Annotated in this window: 19 protein-coding genes and 1 tRNA gene; 6 read left to right on the top strand and 14 right to left on the bottom strand. The window is 53.6% G+C overall.

Going from position 1 to position 24,924, the window contains the following annotated elements; genetic code table 11:
* Positions 1-250 precede the first annotated feature (250 nt).
* Positions 251-1,237, top strand: coding sequence for a hypothetical protein (locus Q8902_03035; protein MDP4198528.1), 987 nt, complete (start codon positions 251-253; stop codon positions 1,235-1,237).
* Positions 1,238-1,260: 23 nt separating this feature from the next.
* On the opposite strand, the gene Q8902_03030 is transcribed toward Q8902_03035, so the two are convergent.
* Entirely contained in the window at positions 1,261-2,655 is a 1,395-nt protein-coding gene (locus Q8902_03030) for an MBL fold metallo-hydrolase (protein MDP4198527.1), read from the bottom strand.
* A gap of 263 nt (positions 2,656-2,918) precedes the next feature.
* Entirely contained in the window at positions 2,919-4,517 is a 1,599-nt protein-coding gene (locus Q8902_03025; GenBank protein MDP4198526.1) for a trypsin-like peptidase domain-containing protein, read from the bottom strand.
* A 652-nt stretch (positions 4,518-5,169) separates the two neighbouring features.
* Between Q8902_03025 and Q8902_03020 the strand changes: the two genes are divergently transcribed.
* The 3 genes from Q8902_03020 to Q8902_03010 all read left to right on the top strand — a co-directional run bounded on the left by Q8902_03020 (position 5,170) and on the right by Q8902_03010 (position 8,784).
* On the top strand, positions 5,170-6,822 hold the full coding sequence (locus Q8902_03020; protein MDP4198525.1) for a hypothetical protein: 1,653 nt from the start codon (positions 5,170-5,172) through the stop codon (positions 6,820-6,822).
* A gap of 66 nt (positions 6,823-6,888) precedes the next feature.
* A complete protein-coding gene (rsmA, locus tag Q8902_03015) occupies positions 6,889-7,749 on the top strand; it encodes a 16S rRNA (adenine(1518)-N(6)/adenine(1519)-N(6))-dimethyltransferase RsmA (GenBank protein MDP4198524.1) in 861 nt (286 codons plus the stop codon).
* Between the two features lie 57 nt (positions 7,750-7,806).
* Positions 7,807-8,784, top strand: coding sequence for a phosphatase PAP2 family protein (locus Q8902_03010; GenBank protein ID MDP4198523.1), 978 nt, complete (start codon positions 7,807-7,809; stop codon positions 8,782-8,784).
* Here the strand turns inward: Q8902_03010 and Q8902_03005 are convergent.
* Entirely contained in the window at positions 8,781-9,647 is an 867-nt protein-coding gene (locus Q8902_03005) for a hypothetical protein (GenBank protein ID MDP4198522.1), read from the bottom strand. The two genes, Q8902_03010 and Q8902_03005, sit on opposite strands and share 4 nt — an antisense overlap.
* 86 nt (positions 9,648-9,733) lie before the next feature.
* Between Q8902_03005 and Q8902_03000 the strand changes: the two genes are divergently transcribed.
* Complete coding sequence (locus tag Q8902_03000) at positions 9,734-10,168, top strand: hypothetical protein (protein ID MDP4198521.1); 435 nt, start codon at positions 9,734-9,736, stop codon at positions 10,166-10,168.
* A 1-nt stretch (position 10,169) separates the two neighbouring features.
* Here Q8902_03000 and Q8902_02995 read toward each other — a convergent pair whose 3' ends face one another.
* The 11 genes from Q8902_02995 to Q8902_02945 all read right to left on the bottom strand — a co-directional run bounded on the left by Q8902_02995 (position 10,170) and on the right by Q8902_02945 (position 20,649).
* A complete protein-coding gene (locus Q8902_02995; GenBank protein ID MDP4198520.1) occupies positions 10,170-11,132 on the bottom strand; it encodes a T9SS type A sorting domain-containing protein in 963 nt (320 codons plus the stop codon).
* Between the two features lie 103 nt (positions 11,133-11,235).
* Positions 11,236-12,102 carry a 2,3,4,5-tetrahydropyridine-2,6-dicarboxylate N-succinyltransferase gene (locus Q8902_02990; GenBank protein MDP4198519.1) on the bottom strand — a complete coding sequence of 289 codons (867 nt, stop codon included), beginning with the start codon at positions 12,100-12,102 and terminating at the stop codon, positions 11,236-11,238.
* Positions 12,103-12,172: 70 nt separating this feature from the next.
* Positions 12,173-13,198: a PsbP-related protein gene (locus Q8902_02985; GenBank protein ID MDP4198518.1), complete on the bottom strand. Its 1,026-nt coding sequence runs from the start codon at positions 13,196-13,198 to the stop codon at positions 12,173-12,175.
* 108 nt (positions 13,199-13,306) lie between these two features.
* Positions 13,307-13,380: transfer RNA gene (locus Q8902_02980), tRNA-Pro, on the bottom strand.
* A gap of 166 nt (positions 13,381-13,546) precedes the next feature.
* On the bottom strand, positions 13,547-14,554 hold the full coding sequence (gene mltG / locus Q8902_02975; protein ID MDP4198517.1) for an endolytic transglycosylase MltG: 1,008 nt from the start codon (positions 14,552-14,554) through the stop codon (positions 13,547-13,549).
* Between the two features lie 31 nt (positions 14,555-14,585).
* Positions 14,586-15,731, bottom strand: a complete 1,146-nt coding sequence (nadA, locus tag Q8902_02970) for a quinolinate synthase NadA (GenBank protein ID MDP4198516.1) — start codon at positions 15,729-15,731, stop codon at positions 14,586-14,588.
* Entirely contained in the window at positions 15,724-16,752 is a 1,029-nt protein-coding gene (locus Q8902_02965) for a glycine cleavage T C-terminal barrel domain-containing protein (protein ID MDP4198515.1), read from the bottom strand. The genes nadA and Q8902_02965 overlap by 8 nt, the downstream gene beginning before the upstream one ends.
* 54 nt (positions 16,753-16,806) lie before the next feature.
* Positions 16,807-17,106, bottom strand: a complete 300-nt coding sequence (locus tag Q8902_02960) for a transcriptional regulator (protein MDP4198514.1) — start codon at positions 17,104-17,106, stop codon at positions 16,807-16,809.
* A gap of 3 nt (positions 17,107-17,109) precedes the next feature.
* A complete protein-coding gene (locus Q8902_02955; GenBank protein MDP4198513.1) occupies positions 17,110-17,763 on the bottom strand; it encodes a hypothetical protein in 654 nt (217 codons plus the stop codon).
* A gap of 90 nt (positions 17,764-17,853) precedes the next feature.
* Complete coding sequence (locus tag Q8902_02950; GenBank protein MDP4198512.1) at positions 17,854-20,223, bottom strand: hypothetical protein; 2,370 nt, start codon at positions 20,221-20,223, stop codon at positions 17,854-17,856.
* Positions 20,224-20,328: 105 nt separating this feature from the next.
* Positions 20,329-20,649: a hypothetical protein gene (locus Q8902_02945; GenBank protein ID MDP4198511.1), complete on the bottom strand. Its 321-nt coding sequence runs from the start codon at positions 20,647-20,649 to the stop codon at positions 20,329-20,331.
* Positions 20,650-20,858: 209 nt separating this feature from the next.
* On the opposite strand from Q8902_02945, the gene Q8902_02940 reads away from it, so the two are divergent.
* Positions 20,859-24,839: a hypothetical protein gene (locus tag Q8902_02940; GenBank protein ID MDP4198510.1), complete on the top strand. Its 3,981-nt coding sequence runs from the start codon at positions 20,859-20,861 to the stop codon at positions 24,837-24,839.
* Positions 24,840-24,924 lie beyond the last annotated feature (85 nt).

The raw sequence follows: 24,924 nt of genomic DNA, 5'->3' as shown, positions 1-24,924 counted from the left end.
TGCCATGTGAACACTCCCCTCCCTCGGCGGTGAAGAGACTCGGAACCGACATTTCCATAACGAGGCGACCAGCAAAGCGGTGGTCCCATGCCGCCCCCCCACTCTAATTTGAAACTTCCCTTACCCCAAACCGTAGCCCTAGTGCTGAAATTTCACACATTTGACACGCTATCGCAAGATTGCTACTCGCTGACACCTCGTGCAAGCCCCCAACACTTCTGAGAGTCTAGGCTCATGCCTGACGCGTCGCATGGCATGTGTTGCCGTCATTGCTATTGCGACCCTCGCCGCGGTCGGTGGGATTGCAGCAGCCTTTGGATTCTTTACCAGCCCGATTCACAAGACTGGTCACGAACGCCGACTGATTGTTAAGCTCGATGCACCCTATGGCTCGGTAGACTTGAAGCCTGGCACCGATCCTAATTCTGTTGCGGCCATTCAGATGGAAGATGCCGATCCATCTTCGCAAAGCCCGCATTGGTCCTACGGTCTTCTTGGGAACGATGTTGGAATGCTGCGCATCGGAATCGGGACGGATGAGGGCCAACTGATGACCCCGCCGCTCGCAATTTGGAAAGCCGATCATAATTTCCTTCCTGCGAGTACTCTTCGCATCTCTGGAATCGGCGTTCGAAGGCAAGGGTCGCTCTATCATGTTGCGAGTGAGACCGATCAAGGTTCTAAGAAATCGAACACATCCAGAACACGAATTTATCTCACACGTGATTTGCCAATTGATTTCAATGCGAATCTTGGATTCGGAGAATCCTCGATCGACCTGACGCGCCTGGCGCTCACCAATGTGGAGATTGAAACGGGCGCATCCCGCGCGATGATCTGCAGCAACGAGCCAAATCCGCAAGTGCTCTATAATTGCTCGGTCAAGGCTGGCCTAGGCGAGTGTACGTTCTGTGGTATTTCGAATCTCAATGCCAAACATTTTAGCTTTAGCGGTGCTGTCGGAAGTTACCATTTGGGATTCGAAGGACGGCTCGAACAGAATCTAGAGGCTCGGGTCTCAGTTGGCCTCGGAACGTGCACGATTTCCATTCCACCGTTAGCTGGTCGCGTGCAGATATTCTATGACGATGGAATGTTCACTTCATACACCTTCAGCGGTCTTGCGATTCGGCGGGAGGGCTATGCGACCAGTCCTGGGTTTGATCGTTCCAACAGTCCCATTCTGACGCTCCGCTTATCGACGGGAGCCGGCAAGATGGCAGTCAGCTATCATTAGATCCGGAGTCCGCCGCTTCTCGATCAGATCGAATACCACTTCCCGACTTCCGGGGCGCTCACTTCGATATCCGGGAATGTCTCGACGATCAATTCTCCAAAGGCTGCGATGGCGCGCTCATCACCATGAGTCAGCACAACTTTTTTCGGACGCAAGCGCCGGACAATCTCCAGCAATTCTTCGCGTCTTGCATGGGCGCTGAAGCGGAATCTCTCGATTCGGCAGCGCACTGGTACGTCCCGTTTCATCGAGCCGAATTTGATGCGCGTGCCCTTTTCCGCATGGGATACGGTGTAGCCCGGTGTGCGAGGATCAGTATATCCAACAAAACAGATCGCAAAGTGCGCGATGCGGAGCCAGCGCTGCGCCAGGAAATAGCTGGGTGTCCCATCCTGCATCATGCCACTGGCGGCAAGTACTATCGACGGTTCATGAAAATACTTTCCGCTGAAAAGTGCATCGCGTCTGGGCAATTCCGATTGCTCGATTTCTGCTACCCGATCTTCGAAATTCGTTCGGGATCGGCTCATCGGGAATTGATCGTATACATCGCTAATGCGCCGCCCCATTCCGCCCGTATAAATCGGTACTCTCGGCAATTTGCCGGCCTTCATGGCATCATCGAGCGTCGCGAGCATTTCCTGCAATTTACCGAGCGCGAAGACCGGAATCAATACCGAGCCTTCATTGGCAAACGTCTCATTGATCGTTGCGACGAGCCGCTCGATTTCACGCTCGCGAGTATGCGTCAGATACGCATCGACAATTCCATTGGTCGATTCGCTGACGAGAACATCGATCGGACCATCGGGCAACTTGGCTCCGCCGATGAGCCGCTGCGCATGCAAAGACGTGTCACCGGTATGAAAAATCCGCTTACCATCGGTCTCGATCAGCACACCGGCCGCGCCCAAAATATGGCCACTCGAGTAATACGTCGCGCGGAGGCGGCCATCGCCAAATTGCTTTGTCTCTCCCAACTCCAGCGGTTGAAGCTTCCCGATCACATCCGGCAGCGCGTCGAGCGTATAGTTCGTCAGTGCATCGATCACCTCCTGAGGATGCTGTTTTGGAAGCAAACTCGCTGAATTCGACAGCATAATCCGAGCAAGCTCAATCGTCTCGCTCGTTGCATACACTGGAGCCTTGGGGTAATGCTGCATCAGGTATGGCACCGCACCCAAATGGTCGGTATGAGCGTGTGTTACCAGGAATGTATCGACCGTGTGCCCCTCGAGCGACTTGACTCTCGGGAATGCATCCCAGCCTAGTTTTTCCGGATGCAGGCCAGCATCGATCAATAGGCCATGGCCGTCGATCTCATAGTAAAAGCTATTGGCCCCGATCTCGCGCCCACCTCCGAGCGCCATGAATGTGATGTTCGTCAAACCGAGTCCGTTTAGCGAATGATCGCTCATCCGCGATGATGTGTCACGCGAAGAGGGCTGGTGCGACCTCAATCGTGACGATTCTGAAGGCGTATCCCGAGAGGGCCGCCATGCAACTTGAATTGTCTTAACAGTCTCGGAAAAGCGAACAGTTCAACCACGATGTCTTGCGTGCAACAGGCTTCCTGGAATCCTCCAAATACTCCTCGCATGGATTTGATGAGGCCAAAAACGAACGCAGGCCGGGCGATCCGCCCGGCCTGCGTTCAATAAAACGCGAGTCGTTGAACGGCCTAGTCGTTCGGTACTTGGATCGCGTAAAAATGCGTATCGCCTTTCGGATCGCTGACCATCAGACCAACGGCCTTGCCCTTGTTCTGATTGATAATCTTCTCGAAGTCGCTCGCGGTCTTCACCTTCTGGCGCGCGGCCTCTGTGATGACAAGATTCTTTCCGAGTCCGCGATCGAATGCCTCGCTGGCCATCGCCACGCTCGTGATGATGACTCCATTGGAGACATGATATTTATCCTTCTCCTGATCGGTCACGTTCCGAACGGTGACGCCGATATTATCCAGCGTCGCGCTCGATTTATTCGCCGATTCCTCCTGGCCCTGGGCATCCTCAGGATTCGTCTCCGGGCTCTCCTTATCCGCCAAGTCCGGGCGCGGCTTCAGTGTTATTGATTTTTCGACTTCCTTGCCATCCCTCCAGATGCGGAGTTGGACCTTATCGCCGGCATGGTGCATACCGATCAGCGTCTGAAGCTGGTTTGCCTCATCGACGGCATGACCATCGACCGACAGGATCACATCATTTGTCCGAAGACCCGCTGCCTGACCGGCACCGCCTTCAGTCACACCATCGACTCTGACTCCACGAGCACGGTCGAGACCCAACGCTTGAGCATCCGTCTGGTCGACCGCACGGATCGTCACGCCGATATAGCCACGGTTGACCTTACCATTCTTGATCAGATCCATCGCTACGCTACGGACCATATTAACCGGAATTGCAAAGCCATAGCCGGTCCAGGTGCCGCTTGGACTTGCAATCGCGGCATTGATACCTACGACTTGCCCGTGAATATCGAACAACCCGCCGCCGGAATTGCCGGGATTGATCGCCGCATCCGTCTGGATGAAGTTCGAGATCGAGTAGTTACCCGCCCGGCTGCGCGTACCTTCCTCCGGGATATTGATCGAACGGCCGAGCGAAGAGATGATACCTTGTGTGACCGTGGATTCTAAGTTCAACGGATTACCAACTGCCATCACGATCTGCCCGACAGCCAGCCCATCTGAATTGCCGAGCGCTGCGACCGGAAGATCTGTTGCGTCGATTTTGATAACCGCAAGGTCCGTCGTCGGATCGGTACCGACCACATGCGCATCGAATACCCGCTTATCAACAAGTGTGACTTTCACGCCGCCTTTTTTGGCAGCATCTTTCACGACGTGGTTGTTCGTAACGATATAGCCATCACTCGTGATAATAACACCGGAGCCCAAGCCCTCCTCCGGGCCTTGCTGCGGCATTTGGAATGGGATATCGCCCCCACCATTATCATCGCCGTTATCACCAAAGCCAAAGAAGTGACCGAACGGAAGCATGTGTTCGTTCTTTGACACTTTTGGCGCTTCCGTTTTGACATTGACCTCGACGATCGTTGGCGATACGGCTTTCGCAATCGCGACAAACGAGCCGTTCAAGTTCGCCAATGTCGCATCGCCGGGAAGACTCGGCAATGGACCGCCGAGCTGAGGATCGCTCGCGCCAAACGCAAGTGATGCCCCTCTCCAGCTTCCAAAGCCCGTGACAAGAGTAACACCGAAAACCAGACCCAACCCGAGAAGAAGCAGGGTCGCTAAATAGGGTCGTTTTGATAACATAAAATAACTAACCTCCGAAAAAAAGTGATTACGGATCAACACAAGAATGCCTAATGGATAGTGGTTACCTATGAATGATGGTTCCGTGCAGTAGATTAGCATTTGCTAACGACTCGCCCACCAACATCCATGCAAAGCACTATTGTTGAACCGGCCCATTACTAACGTAAGACGGATTTCCATGTTTCGCAAAATGAATTCCGCTATCGTCATGTGAATTCAATGTTCATTGACCGATTCCTCTTTCGAGGAGCGAATGAAGTGCCAAGCCCCCCGGGTCTACTTTCGCTAGCCAGACTCCGAAATTGCCACCAAAAGGATATTGACCGAAGTTGCGCGCGGGCGTTTGTGCTTCATGAACAATATCGAATTCACGCAAAAACGGCCTGTTGTCTGTTTGCTATGGTTTCCATATGGCCAAATATACTTAGGATGGTTTTCGAATAGATTGGTGCTCATCATTGCGAGAACAATATACGAAATACCTAAGATACGATTATACCGAAGAGAAGACAAGCTTGATCCATGGTGTCAAGCACCGGATGAAGCGAGATACTTCGAAGCCGCGACGAAGCGGAATACAGTTAGAACGTGCGCAGTGCTTCTACTAACGCGCGGCGTGGTTGCCGTTCGCGCGTCGTAACTTTGCATAATGCAACTTACCCGCCCGCTGGCGATTGGTCTGGGACTGGTTCTTGCGATCACCGCTGCGTTGTGGCTTGGTGTCGCACAAATCGGACTGAATTCAGATGACTATCAGTACATCGCTTCGCTCGCGCCGATGCACACGCTTTCGGATGCCGTGCGGCCGTTCGTGAGTCCCGACGCGAACCCGAGCTACTTTCGTCCGCTCTCGAACATGACAATGGTTGCGGATTTTCTCGTTTTCGGTTGGAGTGGTGGCGAATATCACCTGACGAATCTCTTTTTCCATCTCATCGCGACTGCGCTGGTCTTCTTTGTTGCACGTAATCTCTTTGGACTCAGGCCGATTGAATCGCTTCTGGCAGCGCTGTTCTTCGGCGTGATGGCCTCGCACGAGTTCAACCTCGCGGTCGATACCGCACGAGCGGATGTGCTTGCGGCAATTTTTGTGATGCTTGCGGTGCTCGCGGAATCAGGCCGCCCACCCGCTTCAAGAGGAGTGTTTGGGTTAGTGTTCTTTGCACTCGGTTTACTTTCGAAAGAAGTCGGCATTCTCGCGCTTCCACTCATTTTCCTCCTCGTGATTGCTCGGGCACGTTCCGTACGCACCACAGTTGTGCGAGCGATTCCGTATGCAGTTGTTGCCGCGCTCTTCTATGTTTATCAGTCACAGTTCACTTCGCGGACGAGTGAAGTCCTTGCCGGCGCGCATGGCCCGGTCAATCTGTTTCGCAACAGCGCGTATGCCCTCGGCTATACGCTCTTACCGCTCGATCTTGCCACCGCAACGGCACTCCTTTCGCACTATCGCACTGCAGCATTCACCATTGGCGCGATAGGCGTTGCACTCATCGTCGCATTTCTACTGACGCGTGGCAATCGTGAGCTGTTGAGGGCGTCTGTAATTCCGCTTCTCTTTACAGTCATTACCGGTATTGTGCTTTGTCTGGCATTCGAACGCTGGCGTGTATACTTGCCGTCGGTCGGATTGGCAGCGGTCATCGTGCTCGTCGTGAGCCGGATCCCGTCACGAGCGGTGCGATCCACACTCCGCGTATTGTTTGCTCTGCTCATGGGCTGGCATGTCTTCCGAGCATTGACTGCCCAGGCAGAGTGGGTACAAAGCACTGCACTGCTTGAACGACTGAAGCAGAATCTCACCGCGACAATCGAACAAGCACGTCCCCATCGCATTGGCATTCTCGCCTCGCCATCAAAGTTAGGCAGCGCAACAGTGCTCCAGGTAGGCCAGCAAGCACTTGTTACTCGCGCCGAAGCGGACGGTGGGAGCGAACGCAATGTGCGTGATGGCACGACGACAGGCGCGACACTCGACTCGTGGACTGCTGTCGAAGTCTTTGCTCTCGACGCCTCCGAAGGCTTTCAGGGACTCACAACTCGGCGGGTTTCTGCCCTTGATTACATTCTTACTGTGCCGCCGGATAGCAAGATGATGCTATTTCCTGCTGCCTATCGCCCGGATGGAAGCGCTCGACGGGATGTCGTATTGCAGCCCGGAGACTCGATCGTCACGGATGATTATATCGATATTGTTCGTCAGGTACGGCGGGGCACAATCTCCAGCATGGAAGTCTGCATTCGCGACACAACCGCAATGTTACTCTCATTCGATCGATCGGCTTTCGATGCCGTACCATAGCTGCAGGGACTTTGGCATTGGATTCAGCAAACAAACGAGCGTTATCGCTCGTTACTGGCGACACAAATGATCCCACTGCAAGCTCGAAAGTCACTAGGCCAGCATTTCTTGATCGATTCGAAGGCGCACGAGCGGATCGTTCGGGCGGTTGCGCCGGTCGAGAGGGATGTGGTTGTCGAGATCGGACCGGGGACTGGGTTGCTCACCAAACACTTGCTCGCGACTCCGCTTCGCCATCTCATCGCCTTTGAGCTAGACGCGCGCGTGATTCCCGGTCTGCGTAGTGACTTCGAATCATTTGGTGATCGCTTCGAAGTCATCGAGGGCGATTTTCTCCAAGCTGATCTCTCGGCACTCGCCGAGCGATTCTCGAGCGATCTCCGAGTCACAGGTAATATCCCCTATTACATCACTTCACCGATCCTCTTCAAGCTCATCGATGCTCGCGAGTGTGTGCGAGATGCAACATTGTTGCTTCAGCGAGAAGTCGCCGAACGATTGGTCGCCAAGCCCAGCACAAAGGCCTACGGGATTCCTACCGTACTCGCTAATTTCTTTGGTAGTGTCAAGCTGCTCTTTCATGTTCCGGCCGGTGCATTTCGGCCAGTCCCAAAAGTCGATTCCGCTGTCGTGCAACTCGACTTCCGGCTTGATTACTTCGCTCGTAGCGGTACGGAACGACCGGCTAACTTTGATGCTGCACGGTTTCGAACGCTCGTGCGAACGCTCTTCGGCATGAGACGAAAGACCATTCGGAACAATCTGAAAGGACTGGTCTCGCCAGTGACGCTGTTGGAATTGGAAAGTTCTGACGAAAAGCGCTTTCTCGATCTTCGCGCGGAGGCATTGGATCTTTGCGATTTTCTCGCGCTCTACCGAGCGGTCGGTGCTTTTAGCGTCCGAACTCCGTTCGATCCCACTGAATGATATTTCGGCATGACTTGGGGAGTGTAGCGAAGGGGACTTCTGTTCTCGGTCGCTTCCATGAAACGCCTTCTTCGCTCGCTCCTGCCCCACGAGTCCTTTATGGTCTTGATGGCGCTCGTTCTTTCGCTCGTTGTGGTCATTGGTTCGTCCATTATCCCGGAATGGCCAAAGGTGCTGCTTCACATGGGCGAGGTCGTACTCATTATTGGAGGCATGGCATTTCTTTCTCGCGATCTGGACCGGTCGCATTCGGCTCTGCAGTGGTTTTATGCGATTCCGCTCATTCCCGTCTTCTTCAAAAATGTCGAATACCTGACACAACCACTATATGACCCGAATAACGACCAGATCCTGATCGCTGCAGACCGCATTCTTTGCGGCGGTGCAAATCCAACACAATGGATTTACCAGCATGGACTCACCTGTCCAGCATTGACAGAGTTCCTGATGATCTGTTACTCCCTGTTCTATTTCCTGCCAACTGCTATTGCGATCGAGTTCTATGTAAGTGCTCGCCGAATGGAAAAGAGCGGGCAGGATGCGACCATGTTATGGAAGAGACTGGAGCAAATCTTTTTCGTTGTCGTGTACGGCTTTTTGCTTTCGTATTTCTGCTATCTTTTTCTTCCGTCCGTAGGCCCTCGGTTCACGTTGCACAATTTCCTCTCGATGTCACACGATCTTCCCGGCCTGTTCGTCACAGAGCCGATTCGGACGTTGTTGAACCGTGGGGAGAATATCCTGCCCAGTATGTCTCTGCCGGAAATCATCCATGTCGTGACACGCGATGCATTCCCCAGCGGGCATACCGATGTTACGCTGCTGACGATCGTGCTCGCCTTCAAGTGGCGAGCCAAGCTCCGCTGGCCGGTAACCATTATCGGCGCGGGACTGCTGATCTCAACAGTCTATCTACGCTATCATTATGTTGTCGACGTGCTCGGGGGCGCGGTGCTCGCAACCTTTACACTCTATACGTGGGAGTGGGTTCGTAGTTCGACACTCGCCATTCGAAACCGTATCGTTTCTTCCTAAGGCGCAGTGAAGTGGCGGTGGGGAGTCGTGTCGGTTTGTTCGGATTGCCGTGCAGTTCGCACACTATCGGCATTCTCGATCTTATAGCCTTTCGGGATTTCGAAGATCGCATCGTCGAGCTTCTCTTCTGTAATCTCTTGCATTTCACCTTTGGCAAACGTCTTGCCTTTGAGCTTGGTCTCGAACCGGACCGGTATCTTCCCGGCAACAGGTTGGATAAGCGCCAGTACTTGATCGAGGCCACCCTCACCTCGCCCGCCGCGCCCGAGCAATGCATCGCGCAGCACCTCGAAAGCCTTAACCTTCTCATTCGATGAAAGCCAGGCCGTGATTTCCATATCGCCTTTTGCCGCATGGTACTCATCTGCTTCGACGCCCTGAATCGTCTCGTGCCGTCCAGTTGGCTGCGGCATCAACGAAGCAAGTGAATCGAGCAAGGCCGGTCGTACGCGTAATGAATCATCCACCGTGTGACGAGCGCTGTCAAACTCACGCAAATTCTGCACGACAGCCGTATGGTTCGGGAGCAACATGGTCAGAGTCCGGGCATTGCGGTCGATGATCGAAGTCATCGAGATCATCCCGCCCAGGATCGCGACGTTCGAGGCAACTTTGTCACCACGTACATGCATCGTAATTGTCACATTGCTCAGCGCGCCGAGCAAAGAGGTCCCGAGGTTCTCTTCGTTGCCGGAATCCATGGCTGCACCGGCAAGATTGGCAACACCAGGCACGGATATCACTTCGACGATCGTGCCTTCAAAGGCGTGTTGCGGCATCTGGCTCCGCTCGGCGCAGGAGCTGATAAAGAACGAGCCGAAGGCCACCAAAAGCGCGAAAGAAACACTCCGGTATTTATTCATGAGAACAGGATAGTTTTTTCGTTCAACGCCAGGGCATGGGGGAAGTTTCCCGATTCATTGGCCGGAAACTTGCTCTTCCGTACCGCATGAAACACATTCGTTTGGCCGGCTGGCTACTTCTGGTCTTCTCAGTGGGGTCTTGCACGAAATCCCAACAGTTGCCAGGCTTCATCGACACAACCCCAGGCGTTCAAACCCAAACGAATGGCGATGCCGTCGGACGGGTCGCGGCCGATAAGGAATTGCTGCGGCAAACTTTGGTGCTCGCTGGTACCAAAGGTACTCTGGAAGCGGCGCTGACCGAAGCCGCGCAGGATTCGCTCGTTGGAATCAAAATGCGTGAAGCACTGATCCTGGGCAATGTAGCAAAAGCCCATACTTCGGCACCGCCGAAGCACAAAACATCCCAGAATGGGGATGTGCTTGATAAGACGAACCAAACGCTCGACAAGACGAATCAAACGCTGGATAAGACAAGCCGCACGAAGGAGAAGGTCGATCAGCTTCTAAATGGGAAGTAGTTTATTCGAGTCGTACAAGTTTCACAACTCTGAGCAGTGTGCGGCTCCGAATAACTAAGACGTACACTCCAGGCGGAACAGCGTGCGTATCGATTTCAACGGGAGCATGTCCTTCCGCTGAAGGGGCATCCTGCAACTGGATGTGTACACCAAGTGCATTTACCAGTTCAAACCTCACATCGGTTCTATCGGCCCAATTCGCTCTGATTGTTAGACGGTCCGAGAACGGGTTGGGAGAAACCATTATCGTGTCGCTTGACGCCCTTTGCGAGACAGCCGCAGGAGCCTCCCAAGCAACCGGGAGCATATAAGACACAACGGAATCGCTTCCTGTGCGATGAATCCGCGCCGAGAAGAGAATCGTGTCGAAGCTTTCATATATCGGGGACGAGAAGACAACTTCGAGTGGCCTCCTTCGGACGAATGGACTTGCCTTATACTGCGAGATCGATGTTATGCTATCCAATATCAGCCAATTCATCAAAGCCCCATTGGATGGCCTGGCCGTAAATTCTGAGAATGTGATGGTGTCGCCTGTGGGGTTGTCAAATGTAGGCCAGGAATGTTCAGCAAAGTTTCTATTCGAATCCAGACGCATTGTAACGCGCCAGCCCTGTGGCCGAATTTTTGGAAAGGAGTCGCTGACCCCAAAACCAAAGACTGGCGAAAAGAAGGAATAATCTGGGCAATGATTTTGGTCCGTACAAGGGAATGTAATAACGTTGGTATCCGATTGAAGTCCGATTCGCCTGGGCGAAAAAAAGACCGCTGTAATATAGCTAATAAAGTCACCTCTATCATGTACTAGCCCGCCATCATAGCTGCAATTGCACCCGGATGGAAGGTGCTGATCTACTATCGCAAATCTAGCAATGAGTGCGGTATCGCCCATCGCAACAGTGTCATTATAAAAAGTCTTAGAAAGATACTGCGCCTGTGATGGAATCGTATTGACGCCAATCATAGCTGCTATTAAACCTACAACTGCCCCATGTCTTAACATCACCGCACCTTACGAATTAATGGCAAGTATGTCAAGGTCAGAAATCAATGCAGCTCGACCCAATCTACCGTAACGCGCTTTCGAGCGCCGTCCGCGCGTCCGTCTTTTCGTCGCGGTACTTGATGATGATTGGCGCATAGAGCGAGAGGCCCTGCTCGCGGGCAAATTCGGATTTGCCGACGATTGACCGCGAGCCAGAAACAACCACGGCACCTTCCGGTACCACGAGTGGCTCATCGGGACTGGGCCGTGCAACCACCCGCGAATTCACGAGATCGTAGAGGGGTGTTGATCCGGTGAGCACAACGCCCGTCGCAAGCACAGCACGCCGCTTGACGATGCAGCCTTCATAGACGCCTGTGTTCCCACCCATCAGAACATCATCCTCGATAATAACCGGCAGCGCTCCGGCCGGTTCGAGTACTCCGCCAATCTGCGCGGCGGCACTCACATGAACTCGTTCACCAACTTGCGCGCAAGAACCGACCAGCGCGTGCGAATCGATCATCGTACCAGCGCCTACGTGAGCTCCGATGTTAACGTATGACGGCGGCATCATAATGACACCTGGAGCGAGGAATACTCCATCACGTACCGCCGTGCCGCCCGGCACGATGCGAACTCCATCCTCAACCCGAAAGCCGCGCAGCGGGACTGTATCCTTGTCGAAAAAATGCCAATCGCCGCCGCTTTCGATTTCCTGCATGCGGCCCAACCGAAACGCGAGGAGAATTCCCTGCTTGACCCAGGCATTCGCCCTCCAACCATTTGGTGATGAGGCATCCGGTTCAGCAGCACGAACCTCCCCATGATTCAGTGCAAGCCGGAGCCGCGTGATACACACGAACGCGACGTCTCGATGCACGTTGATCTGCTCAACGGTTAGTGGCGAGAGTTGCTCGATCTGGCGTTGGAGATCCTGGAGCGTCATGCATAGTAGCCGTGGCCTTCAGGCCACGGTGAAAAGTGACGCCGTGGCCGAACACGGCCACGGCTACAAATTATTTGGCTTTGAAGCTTTGCACCGATTTTTCGAGTGCAGGGCGGAACCCGGCTTCGAGCTCGTTCGGCCAGGAGACTGTGATGCGATAGACCTTCTGACCCGACATCACAAAATATGCGCGGGCTGTTGTGGCGGCAGAGCCATAACTGACCATCTTCGCCGGTTGACCACCAACTGTGGTGGAAGACAATGCCGCGCCATGGTATGTCTTCTTTGCATTCTCATCGGCGTACTTCGCAAGATCAATGCCTTTATCGACCGTATTTGCATCGACTTTGACCATCGCATCCGCGCGTTCACCTTTGATGATCACTCCGCCACCCGACGGGGTAGCCTGGAAATTATCAGGATACTGGATCGAGTATCCCTGACCGGCATACGTCGAGAATGTCTGTGATGGCTTCATCTGCTCCATCATCGCATTCAGACTGGCGGAATCGATTTTCCCATTCGTAACCTTAAGTACAAATGCCGGCTGTACCGATTGCTCCGCGAGGGTGAAGACCGGCTCGTATTTCTTCATTCGCTTTTCGCCGAACGTCGCAGCATCAAAATAAGTAACGAGCGAGTCTTTATCGGTGAAGATGCGATAGCCGGTGAGTCCATCCTCATCGTCCGGTGTGGTATAGGTCACTTTAAGAGCGGGCTGGCCGCCAAGCGTTGCAGGTGTCGGACCAGTAAACTTGACATTCTCCATGCTGGTGGTGAAGTCCTGCGCGGCTTTCTCTTTCGTTGCGTGCTCAACTGCGGCAACGCCAACGCGAGCGCCGTAATCGCCTTCGGTAAATTTCTGGAAGCGGGTCTCGGTCGCAGCCGATGAGTAGTAGGTCGTGTTACGGCCAGGGACGGACTCAACCACCCATGACTTCGGCGCCTTAAAGCTAAAACGATAGACGAGATCCTTGTAGGTCACCGTCTCGCCCGGCTGAACGGGCGACATGTCTTCATCTTTTTTTCCGCAGCTTGCGAGCACGGCAAGCGTGAAAACGAAAGTCAGGTAATGTGAGAGTCGTTGTATCGTCATAAAGTGCCGAAGTACTCAGGAGTGGATAGTTGATAGTGGATAACGGATAGTGGGATCGAGCACTCAGCATATCGTTATCTATCCACTATCAACTATCCACTACGATTGTCGGCGTGGCGGGATTTGAACCCACGACCCCTACTACCCCAAAGTAGTGCGCTACCAGGCTGCGCTACACGCCGAAAGCAGAACCAAAATTACGCGGATTAAAGGGGATTCTCTGGATTGATTTTCAGAATTGATCCAGACAACTCCGCAGTCCACGTTCTACTCGGTGCGGGAAACAGGGCACGCGAGAGCGCCGTTCCGCCGCAATTCTTATCCTGTAAATCTCAGTAATTTCCTAAATCAAGGTTCGGACGCCGCATTAGTCCGCGCCATCGCGATCTTCCTATCTTGCTCCGCCAGCGTCCGGCTGAAGTAATGTCCGCCGGAACCATCGCGGCGTGCGACGAAGTAGAGATACGGGTGCTTCGCTGGATGCAGCACGGCTCGGACTGAGGCCGCGCCGGGCGAGCAGATCGGGCCGGGTGGCAGACCTTTATTCTGATAGGTGTTGTACGGATTCGGCGTCTCCAGATCGTGGTGCGTGATGGGCCGCGTAAGATGAAGACCATACTGCACCGATGGATCGGCATCGAGCTTCATGCCGATGCGCAGGCGATTGAGATAGACGCCTGCGATGGTATCACGCTCCTCGGGCCGGCGCGCTTCGGCTTCGACAATCGATGCGAGCGTCATGACTTCATTCAGTGACAAATCTTCTTCATCCGACTGCGCATACAGCGAATCGGCAACGATCTTTTTCCATCGCTTGACCATCCGCGTGATAAGCCCTTTCGGATCGGCACTAAGCAGAAACTCGTAAGTATCGGGAAAGAGGTAGCCTTCGGCGGTGCGGGCTTCCACATCGGCGCCGAGCGAGTGGAGAAAGGCTGAGTCCATTGCGAAGCGCATGAAGATGCCACTATCGAGTCCCAACTTATCGTGCGCGATGGAAGCCGTACGGTACATCGTGATTCCTTCCGGGAAGGTCGCCTGCAATACGAGGGCATACTCGCTACCCGTCAATCGGCGCAGTATCTCGGAGTTCGAGAGTCCGGGCGCGATGCGATAGAGTCCGGCATGCAGCTTCTTTGCTGAGCCGAGCGTCCGTGCCGCAATCTGAAACGCCCATCGCGAACGCACCAAGTGGTGCGTCGCCATGCTATCGGCCAGCGCCGAAACGGAAACGCCGCGTGGGACGATCACGACCTCTTCCTTGTCGGATAGTTTCGGATTCTTTAGAAAGAAGACGTAATACGCCGCAAGTGCAGCGCAAATCACGACAAGGATCAGAATGGCGCGAATTTTCATCTATGAAGGGACTAACAATTTGCGAATCGGCTTAGCTCGCGCGCTTGGTAATCTCCAGCATCCGTTCGAGCGCGACTTTGGCCCAGCGCTTCTCGGTGTCAGGCACCGAAATCTGGTTCTTGATGCGGCCTTCCTTCAGGTTTTCGAGAATATCCAGCAACGATTCGGGGGTGATACGGAACATTGTCGCGCATTCGCAGGCATACGGCGCGAGTGTTGTGATGAATTGCTCGGGATGCGCCTGCTTTAGCCGGTTTACGAGATGGTGCTCCGTGCCGATGGCCCACTTGCTTCCGGGTGGCGCTTGCTCGACTGTCCTCATAATATAGGAAGTCGAACCGACTTTGTCCGCCTGCCGCACGACTTCGAACATGCACTCCGGATGCACGATCACCTGGATGCCCGGATAAATCGCTCGCATGATTGCCGGATGCGACGGCTGGAAATGCTGATGGACCGAACAATGTCCGCGCCACAGCAAAATCTTCGCGGCGCGAAGTTCGTCAGGTGTGAGAGCACCCAACGGCTTCGTCTGATCGTACAGCTTGATCTCTTCGAGCGGGATGCCCATTTGGAAGTACGCCGTGTTGCGACCCAAATGCTGATCCGGAAAGAAGAGAACCTTCTCGAATCCTTGCGCGAACGCCCACTCGAATACTGCTTTGTTGTTCGAACTTGTCGAGACCGCGCCGCCATGCTCGCCACAGAATGCTTTGATTGCCGCGCTCGAATTCATGTAGGTCACCGGACACACTTTAGACGTGTCAATCACCTCGCTAAGTTCATCCCATGCGTCGAACACTTGATCCGTACGCGCCATGTCACTCATGGAGCATCCGGCTTTGAGGTCCGGCAGGATCACTTTTTGGTGCGGTGCGCTGAGCACATCGGCCGTTTCGGCCATAAAATGGACACCGCAGAAAATGATAAATTCGCGGTCATTCAGTTGTGATGCAAAGCGGGCCAGCTCGAACGAGTCACCTGACTTATCCGCAAATTGGACGATGTCATCGCGTTGGTAGTGATGTCCGAGGATGACGACCTTCTCACGCATCTCCTCCTTGAGTTGATGGATGCGATAGACAACCTCTGGCGCGGAAGATTCGGCACGCAGGAAATCCTCGACCGTTCCGGTCTCGGATTCTGGTACTACTTCAAGTTCAAGCACTTCAGACATTGAATGGCGGTATAACGAGCGTTGCGGACAATTTATTGCCCTCGTGGTCCTTTACGGAAACAACCGTGTCGGGATTCGCATATTTCCCTCGCACATATCCCAATCCAATATCACCGATTGCTGGCGACTTTGCGATGCTCGTAATCTCGCCAATCTCCTCACCCAACGGAGTGCCTGCTAACGCGTCATCACATATTCTATCGCCAATTTTTGGCACTCTCTCCGCGAACTGCAACCCAACTAACTGCCGCTGAACCTTGCCCTGCGCATCTAACCGTGCGATCACTTCCTGTCCGATATAGCATCCTTTCGTGAAGCTCACGGCATCCTTCGCAATCGTTGTCTCGAGCGGATTATGCTTTTCGTTGAGTTCGTTCGGCGCGAGCGGCATTCCGTTTTCGATGCGGAGTAGATCGAACAGATCATCGTCCATCACCGCGCCTCCCGAAGCGAGCACATCGGTTTCGAGTTGCTTCCAAACACTCTCGGCCATCTCCTGGGCCGTGAGAATGAACCACCCGTTTCCGGCAAGGCTCGGACCTTTCACAAGCGTTGCATTCGCTGCTCCAATATGAAGTGCAAAGACTGCCGAGTTGGGTGCTCCTTGTAAGTTCTCGGTAGCGTACTTGCCGAGAATCGAATTTGCACTCTTTCCACAAAGCAGATATTGCGCAAGCATGTCGGTCGCAGGGACAAACTGCGCATCCTCCATGATCGTGAACTTGTCGAGCCACTGGATGACGGTCTGCTCCTTGTCCTTGCTGGTGATGAGCGCCACATCGCCCATTTCATCACGCACGACTTTCAGGACATCGACAATCCTTCCCTTCTCATTCGTCAGGACCGTCAGCACCGCAAGGCCCTTCGCGGTCTCCATTGGCATCAGGTCGTTCGTGGACATCCGGTGCAGCAGGTCGATCGCATCCTTCCCGCGCGCAAAGAGCCGCCCGAACGAGCGGCTCGCGTCGAACAACCCGACGCTATCGTGGACTCCGGCGTATGCGACTTCGTTGATTGCCATACAATGGTAACAACAACGAGTTTGCAGAGAATCTCCCGCCGAAGTCCTGGGAAGTTAGGTCTTTCGGACCATCTTCTCCAGCCGATCGACGTATTCCTCGAAGGCTTTGCGGCCCTTCCGGGTCAGCTTGTAGGTTGTCTGCGGCTTCTTGTCCACGAATTGCTTCGTGACAGAGATGTAATTGGCTTCTTCAAGCTTCTTGAGATGGATACTCAGATTGCCATCGGTCGCATGGACCTTCTCGCGCAAGAAAGTGAATTCGGCCTCATCGACCGAGACAAGCACAGATACAACTGCCAGCCGAATCCGTGAGTGGATCAGGTCATCAAGTTGCTGATAATCGAAGTCGCGCATGGGTTAGGCCTCCAGCGCGGCGTGAGATAAGTCGGCGCGATACTTATGGTTCAGCGCAATCCCGGGGACAACCTGGAAGAGCAGCATCATAAGCGCATAGAGACCGAGGATATGGACGCTCGGCCATAGATACATCACGATCGAGCCGGCCCACCACGCAAAGCCAACATTTCGTAGCCATTTAAGGTCGAGTGCGATACCGCTGAGGAAAAATCCAATTCCCGTGAGAATTGCGGTAATGAAGCAGATAAACAATCCCGAGATGGATGACACTCCGGTGTCGATCATCGATCCTAGAAAGATAAGCAGGATTACGAGTCCGATCGAGCCACCGACGGCGCCCCAGATCGCAGCCTGGATCCGATCCAGGACGCTCTTTACACGTGGTTCCTCTCGCTTCTTTTTCCGAACATAGAAGAAGATGTTGGCATAACCGAGGAGCACGAGGCCGATCCAAACGTAACCGGAGTATAGGTCACGATCCAGAAGTGCGGAGATGTAGGTGACTGTCATCCCGATGGAGACAATCAGGCCCCACACGACATAAGGTTTGCCGTCCTCGGCGAAAGCACGTCGGCTGTCGGCCATGATCTTGCGAATGTAGGCCAATTCCTGATCCGGTGTCAGTTCAGGTCGAAGATTCGCTGTGTGTTCCATGTGTCAATCGTTCGTGATTAGAGTACTTTGCATTACAAAGCACTCTAACCGAGAATAGCCAGAGCCCGGTTCCCCGGCTTTTTGACCGCTCTAAATATGGATGTCCACCCTAAATATCACATTCCGAGACTCCTCCCAACTCGCGCCGCTGAAGTATGCACCTTTGATGAGGTGCTGATGGTCGAGTAAGTTGCCGACGAAAAGCGAAGGCGCGATGGTCGTGCCGCCGGTAAGGTGGAATGTGTAGCCCGCCGAGAGATTGACAATCCACGATGGCATCACATGCGCGAATTGATTGAAATCAAACAGTCCCGTGCCATACGGTTCATTGCTTGGATTCCCATTCGTCAAACCCGAACCATAAATGCCGGTCGCATTCGCAAACCAGTCCTCAGGCTGATAATTAAGCGAAGCAACGACTGAGAGCCTCTGGTCGTGATCGAGATCCTGAGCCGGCCCCACGGTGGAAATTGGAAGAAATCCGCCAGTGATTAGACCTGAGCCATACGCATGAATGATCGCGGTATTGAGGTATCCAGACAAGGGAGTCTGAGTCGAACTAAAGGACAGCCCAAGTTCCAGGCCAGAGGCATGGATTTGTTCGATATTGATTGGGGTCTTGATCGCGCTCGAGCCAATCGTCTCATCATCGAGTCCAGGTGTCGCGTCCTTTCTAAATGCCGCCAGTTTGGTATGGATGCCGAAGTCGAATGAATGCGTATAAACGGCCTCATAAAGGTTATCGCGTTCGGCCCGCGTCCCTTGCACGGTCGATGGTTCGCCGGAACTCAGGCTAAGCGAGCGAATCCCCTCGATATTCGTTGGCATGAACAAGCGTCCGTAATACAGATATGCATCGTCGGACTCACCGAGGAGGAAATTCCATCGGATGCGGGGACTCAATTGCGATTCCATTGGCACATCCGGCGCAATGTGTTGATCGTAGCGAAGACCGACATCGAATCGGGTCCATTCCGCCGGATGAATCTCGCCTTGCAGGAATGCGCCAAAATCGGAGCCCTGGAAATCTGCAACTGAATGTGGCCCAGAGAATCGCGCGCTGTCAAATTCCGAGAAATCTGCATGGCCCGCAGTCATACTGAAGTTCACCCCGGCGGCATATTCCAATTCGTGGGAGAGCCGATGATCGTATTTTGTGCGAATGCCGAGCGTAGTAAAATTCCGGGTTTCACTCGCGACATGAATCGTATCGCCGTTGGGTTGCAGGGCCGCACGATCGATCGCACCCGGCGTATAGGTCAGACTCCCCTCTCTGGCATAACCGGTGGCGAAGATGTTGCTTTCATGATCGCTTTCACTTGACAGCGTGCGAAAATACGAGAGCGTTTGGAATGCATTCGTGGTATATTGATAATCATCCAGCGGCCCACCAGTCTCGACGGAATCGAATGGCACTTGCGTATTCGTAATGCCATAGTTTAAATTCAGCGTGAGGTAGTCTTTGTCGGACAAGAGATAATCCGCTTTGCCATAGAGGAAGTAATCGAAGCCGTGATCGTGAACAATGGATGGGATTGGAGGATCGATGCGCCGATCGGTTTCTTGTCGTGACCCGGAAAGGAAAAACGCAAGCTTCCCCACATGATCGCTGACGGCCAGTTGCTGTCCATTGGAGTTCAACAAACCGTTTGGAATAACAAGCGTGTCTTTATTGCCATTTGGTAAATACGACCCGGCATATGAGGAGAAATCGAAATGGAGTTGGCCGGTGGGTACGCGCGTTTGGATATCCATTACTGCCGCAATTTGACCGCCATACTCGGCGGGAAATCCGCCCGTCAGGAATGTTGACCGTTCAATCACTTTGGGATCGACGACTTCGTTGAGTCCACCGAATACACCGAGCGGAATCGGTGCGCCATCGACGAAGTATGTCAGTTCACCATGCTGTCCGCGAATATGCACTTCTCCGGTTGGCGCACGGACTGCTCCGAGAACGTTCTCTTGTACAAGTTGTGTGATGCGCGCCGTGGGCGGAGCGTGATAGGTCTCCGCTTCGAAGACTTGATTGCCGGTCGTTGGTTCGACCGTGCTGATTGCCGCTTCTCGGGATCCGGAAACCACCACTTCTCCACCAGTTTCAAAGAGTTGCACGGAATCCATGGTGTGGGTCTTATCGATAAGGACCGTATCGCTGAATTCGTTGTACCCAACCGAGCGAACGACAAGTCGATACCTACCAGGTTTCAGATCGATGAACAGAGCTCGGCCTTCCGGATTTGTTACTTTACCTTTGACGAACATCGCGCCACGATAGAGTGCAACCCGCGCGAGTTCTAATGGGAGCTGGTTTGTCCCATCATACACAACGACTGAATACGGCACGCCTTCTTGTGGGGGCGGATCCGTTTCAATCGCTCGAGTATTCGAAGCAAGAAACAATAACTGAAAGACGAGAAGAGAAAAGAAGCAGGATCGCGCTCGATGCCGACGAGCCAAACAGTGTAGATTTGAGATGCTCATACAAACGAAATTTTAGCTCTAGAAAAACGGTGAGGCCGCGCAGACTCTGCGCAGCAAATAAGTGACTCGAGTATTACCGTTTTAGGCTTGAGGAGGCGCGCGTCCGCTCGAGCGGAGAGTGAACGGTACGAATGGGTGAGACTCATTCGCGAGGCATTCGAATCGTTGTAGAACAGGGAGCGTGGGGAGTGGAGCTGGATCGATGCCCTCGATCGCAAATGTCGCTTCAAGCTCGCAGGCATTGCACGGCGCCGAGATACTAACGCCTTGTGCCGCTTCGTGAGAATGGAAAAGCTCGCTGCCGCTCCGTAGGAGCATCACCGGCAACAAGACGAGCGCGAGATATCGCCCCACGAATGTGAGCCGAGGCGAATTGCGCGTGTCCTGTCGTTTCGTGGGCAATATGGTGGGGTATGGCGACACAAATATACAGCCTGGACCTCCGAAAGAGTTCGAATGAATGCGTATTCACTGGCCTTGGTTGCTGTGTCAGTTTTGAGCTTCGTGAATGCATGTTCATGCCGGGAACCGTCCCTCACTTCCGCCGTTTGCTCTAGTGTTCCGCGCCGCCGCGCAATTGGTTTATCCCCTCGAGTTGCTCCTTTGATATCATGCTGCGAAGATTACTCGTCTTTTCCGCGCTGCTTCTGGTCATTGCTCCCTCAGTGGTATCTGCGCAATGGTCCGCCCTCAAAGTATTCTCGGCCTGGGTCGAGAGCGTCTATTTTCAGGATCAGGTCGGTGTGGCCCAGACAGGTTTTGTCGGCCTTTCTGATGGGGAGATCTGGCGCACGACCGATAACGGTGTAACCTGGAGCGCAACAACCACACCTGGCTCCAGCGCCATCGTCAAACAATTTGCGTTTCGAGATCCAAATCAAGGCTGGTGCGCCACCGACGAGGGTCTGTGGGCGACAACCGACGGTGGCTTGCATTGGACTGCCGCCGCATACGCCGGTAATAATATCGTCTCCGTTGGTTACAATTCAACGGTCTCTGAATTGATCGCAGTCAACTGGTCTAATTCGGCAAGTCAGTCGAGTGATTTGGGCACGAACTGGTCCACCTGCGCTCCCACCCAGCAAAATGGCGTCACCTTCAGCGGATTGAATGGCGTCATGAGTACATTCCAATCAATACAGGGCTTTCTTTATACCACCAACGGTGGTCAGACCTGGACACCTCTTGCCTCAAAACTCTTCACAGAATGCTGGTCGCCGTATGGTGTCCCGGGAACAACAATGTTCTTTGCCATTGGGGAAAAGACTGGTCAGGTGTTCCGTTCGTCGGATGGCGGAATGAGTTGGAGTAGTACCTATCGGTTTACGACGCCGATTCCCACCGGCGCGATCATGGGGACACTTGCAAATCTTTTTGTCCAGACCTCGAATGGATTCTATTGTTCGACCGATCAGGGCACAACCTGGCATTCGGTCTGCGGTCCGCCGAACAGCCGCGACACCCGATTCTATTCAAAGGGTAAGGAAATCTTTGCCGGTGATGGTGCCAGAACGCTGTGGTACAATCCGGATGGAACAGGAAGCTCCAGCACGCTATCAATTGATAATCTGATGCTCCGAATGACGGGTGCGCGATGCCACATCACCGACTCGATGATTCGGCTGACGATGTCGGGAATTTGCACTGGAGGCGTGCTCACCAAGGCTCAGATTCTAAGCGGCGCTCCGAGTTTCTTCGTTGGGTTAGTCAATCTTCCCAAGATTATGATCGGTCGTGATTCGATTGCAGTTGGATATACTCCGAGTAAGTCGTTGCTTGACTCGGGAAAGCTCTTACTGGAATTCAACACCGGAACGAAGATCATCGATACGATCATCTCCCTGTATGGCACAGGACAGTACTCATCGAATTACGGTCATGTGGCACAGCTTTCCATGGTCTCGCCGTATGCCTGCATTACCAAAGATACGATGCTGGTCATTACCAATCTTTCCTGCGACTCCCTCACGGTGACGAGCGCCTCACTGAGTGACACGAGTCATTTCCAACTGCTTCCGACACCAGCTTCCAGCAATTTGCCAAAGGTCCTTGGTCCTTCTGACACCGCAGTCGTCGCGGTGACGGTCAGTTCTTCGACCGATGGGACGTTCACATCGCGTTTGCGACTTGTGTTGACAACAGATGCCGGAACACAGATCTTTGATACCATACCACTCCGACTGGACGTGACCCAGGGCGCGCAGGCGCTCTTCGGCGCTCTCGATCTTGCACTCCTCAATCGCTGTGTCGCGATGGATACGGCATTTGAGATTGGTGCCACGCCGTGCGATTCCATTGTGCTGCTTGCGGCTTCGCTCTCGGATACATCGGTATTCCATCTCGCGCCAATATCGCTGCCATCAACGATTGCGGCATCTGGCTCGATCGCGCTTCCAATCCACCTCGTGCCGCAACCCAAAGGCATCTATGCCACGCTGCTGCATGTCCGCTACCTGAGCGGACATCGGCTGGTCGATACGACCATCACACTGACGGATGAGGTCAAGCAAGACATTCCAATCCTCACGCACTTTAGTGATTCGACACTCGACATGGGAACAGTGAGTGTCCCCTGCGAAGAGTCGGCTCGTACGCTTTGGCTAACAAACCCGGTTTGCCGTGACTATTCGATCACCGGGCTAGCATGGGACCCGCCTGATAGCGAATATTCTTTCGATTCTCTGTCATTCCCGCTTACCATCGCATCTCTCGATTCGACTCAAATTCGGGTCCATTTCAAGCCCCTTGCTCCGGGCCAATCTACTCGTATGTTGAGGATCACCCTCAATCTCGATGGCAAATCTATCGATACCGTGATACCGGTCACCGCGCTAGGTATTTCGAATTTCCGAGATACGCTGCTGACTCCTACGCTCCGATTCGACACGCTTCTTCAATGTCAGCAGCAGGATTTGGAAGGCGATCTGATCAATCTCTCCTGTGACTCCATCGTGGCTCTGAGCACGCTCCTGGGGGATACATTGAATTTTGAAATTCTCAGTCCGAGCTTTCCCTATTCTCTCGGTGCGCGCGATACTCTGCATGTCAAAGTTCGATTGAAACCGAACAGGTCTGGCGCTCTGACGGATTCAGCGGTGGTTATGGTCCACGACCCGGTCACAGGCCGTGACTACCCGCGCACAATCTTGCTTTCCGGGTATGTCAAGCCCATCACACATAAGCTTTCGATCGATACGACGTCTATCACATTGACTGCCATACCTCCTTGTGGCTCGGCGGATTCATCCGTGATGCTCGTGAATCTTGGAACGTGTGATGATATCATCATCCAAACAGTAACAGTGACCGGCTATCCCGGCATAACCCTTACACCGGAGCCCATGCTACCACTCGTGATGCATCCCGGCGATTCTGCGGGCTGGTACTTTCAAATCCTGCCAAATGAGGATAGCATGGAAGTCTCGCAGATTCATTTCTCCGGACCAAATATCGATACGACAATAACGCTTATGTATGCCTCTCTTCCTGGGGCGCATAAACTCGAGTTCTCTCAACCCGACACCGTATTTCCGGTCCGTCCATGCCAGACGATCACGAAGAGTTATTGGCTAACGAGCACCGGATGTGACACTGTGATTCTCGATACGCTAAAACTCGCAAGTGGAGCCGTGCGATTTGCGCTTGGCAATGTGCCAGTCCTTCCGCATACTCTGCACGCACATGATACACTTCGATTTACAGTCCAATATGATCCGGATTCGTTAAGCAATGCCGACTCGGCGCTTCTTTCGATTGGGTCGAAGCAAGGTCGCTTTGAGCGTAGTGTCTTGCTGGTGGGTGATGTCCGAGGCGCTGTGCCCACCGCGCGCATTGGGATTCGTGCGAACGACTTGACTCAGTCCATTAGCAGTCATGCTGGTACCCCGGTTTCGATGAAGGTAATGGCATTTGATGGGATCGGCGACTCCTCGGCACTCCAAACGGTGTCGCTTGAGATTCACTACAATGGCAATCTGCTCACGATGAGCGGCATTACCGTCCCGGCCGGATGGTCGATTCTTGATAGTGTCGAGAAGCCAAGTGGGCAACTCCGCTTGACACTTCGACATGACGCCGGTGGCGCCGTGGCATTCTCCTCTGTGCTTGCCGAGATCTTTTTCTCCACAACGCTCGGCGATTCCGCGGCCACCGATATTACGCTAACAGGCCTGCAATTCAATAGTAATGATGCGAGCTACGCCAGGTGTATACTCACATCGTTAGCAACTCCGGAAAGCGTCCGCTATTCCACTATCGATGTGTGCGGCAATCCGAAAGAGCGAGCCTTGATAAACAATAACCTGACGATGGAAATCGTCTCGCTCGGCCCGAATCCTGCGGCACCACAAAATGGAGCAGCCTACGCCACCTTGACACTGGCGCTCTCAACCGCAAGCAATGTCAGCATCCATGTTCGGGATATGCTCGGACGTGATTGCTTTCAATCAAACAGTTCACTCGAAGCCGGCATTCAAAGAATCCCGCTCGAACTTTCGGGACTATCCGAAGGCGCATATTTCATTACCGTCGAGGCATCGAATATGTCCGGTCAAAGCCGACAAGGCCGAAAGTTACTCGTCCGGTCGGAATAGGGTAATAATGTTGTTCAGCGCGAATGGCGAATGGAGTTCTGCAATGGCAGTCGTTTTCATTCATCGAACCTCCTAACCGATCCGA

The organism is Bacteroidota bacterium (assembly GCA_030706745.1).
Lineage (GTDB): Bacteria > Bacteroidota > Ignavibacteria > Palsa-1295 > Palsa-1295 > PALSA-1295.
This window is presented reverse-complemented; position numbering and strand designations above follow the sequence as displayed.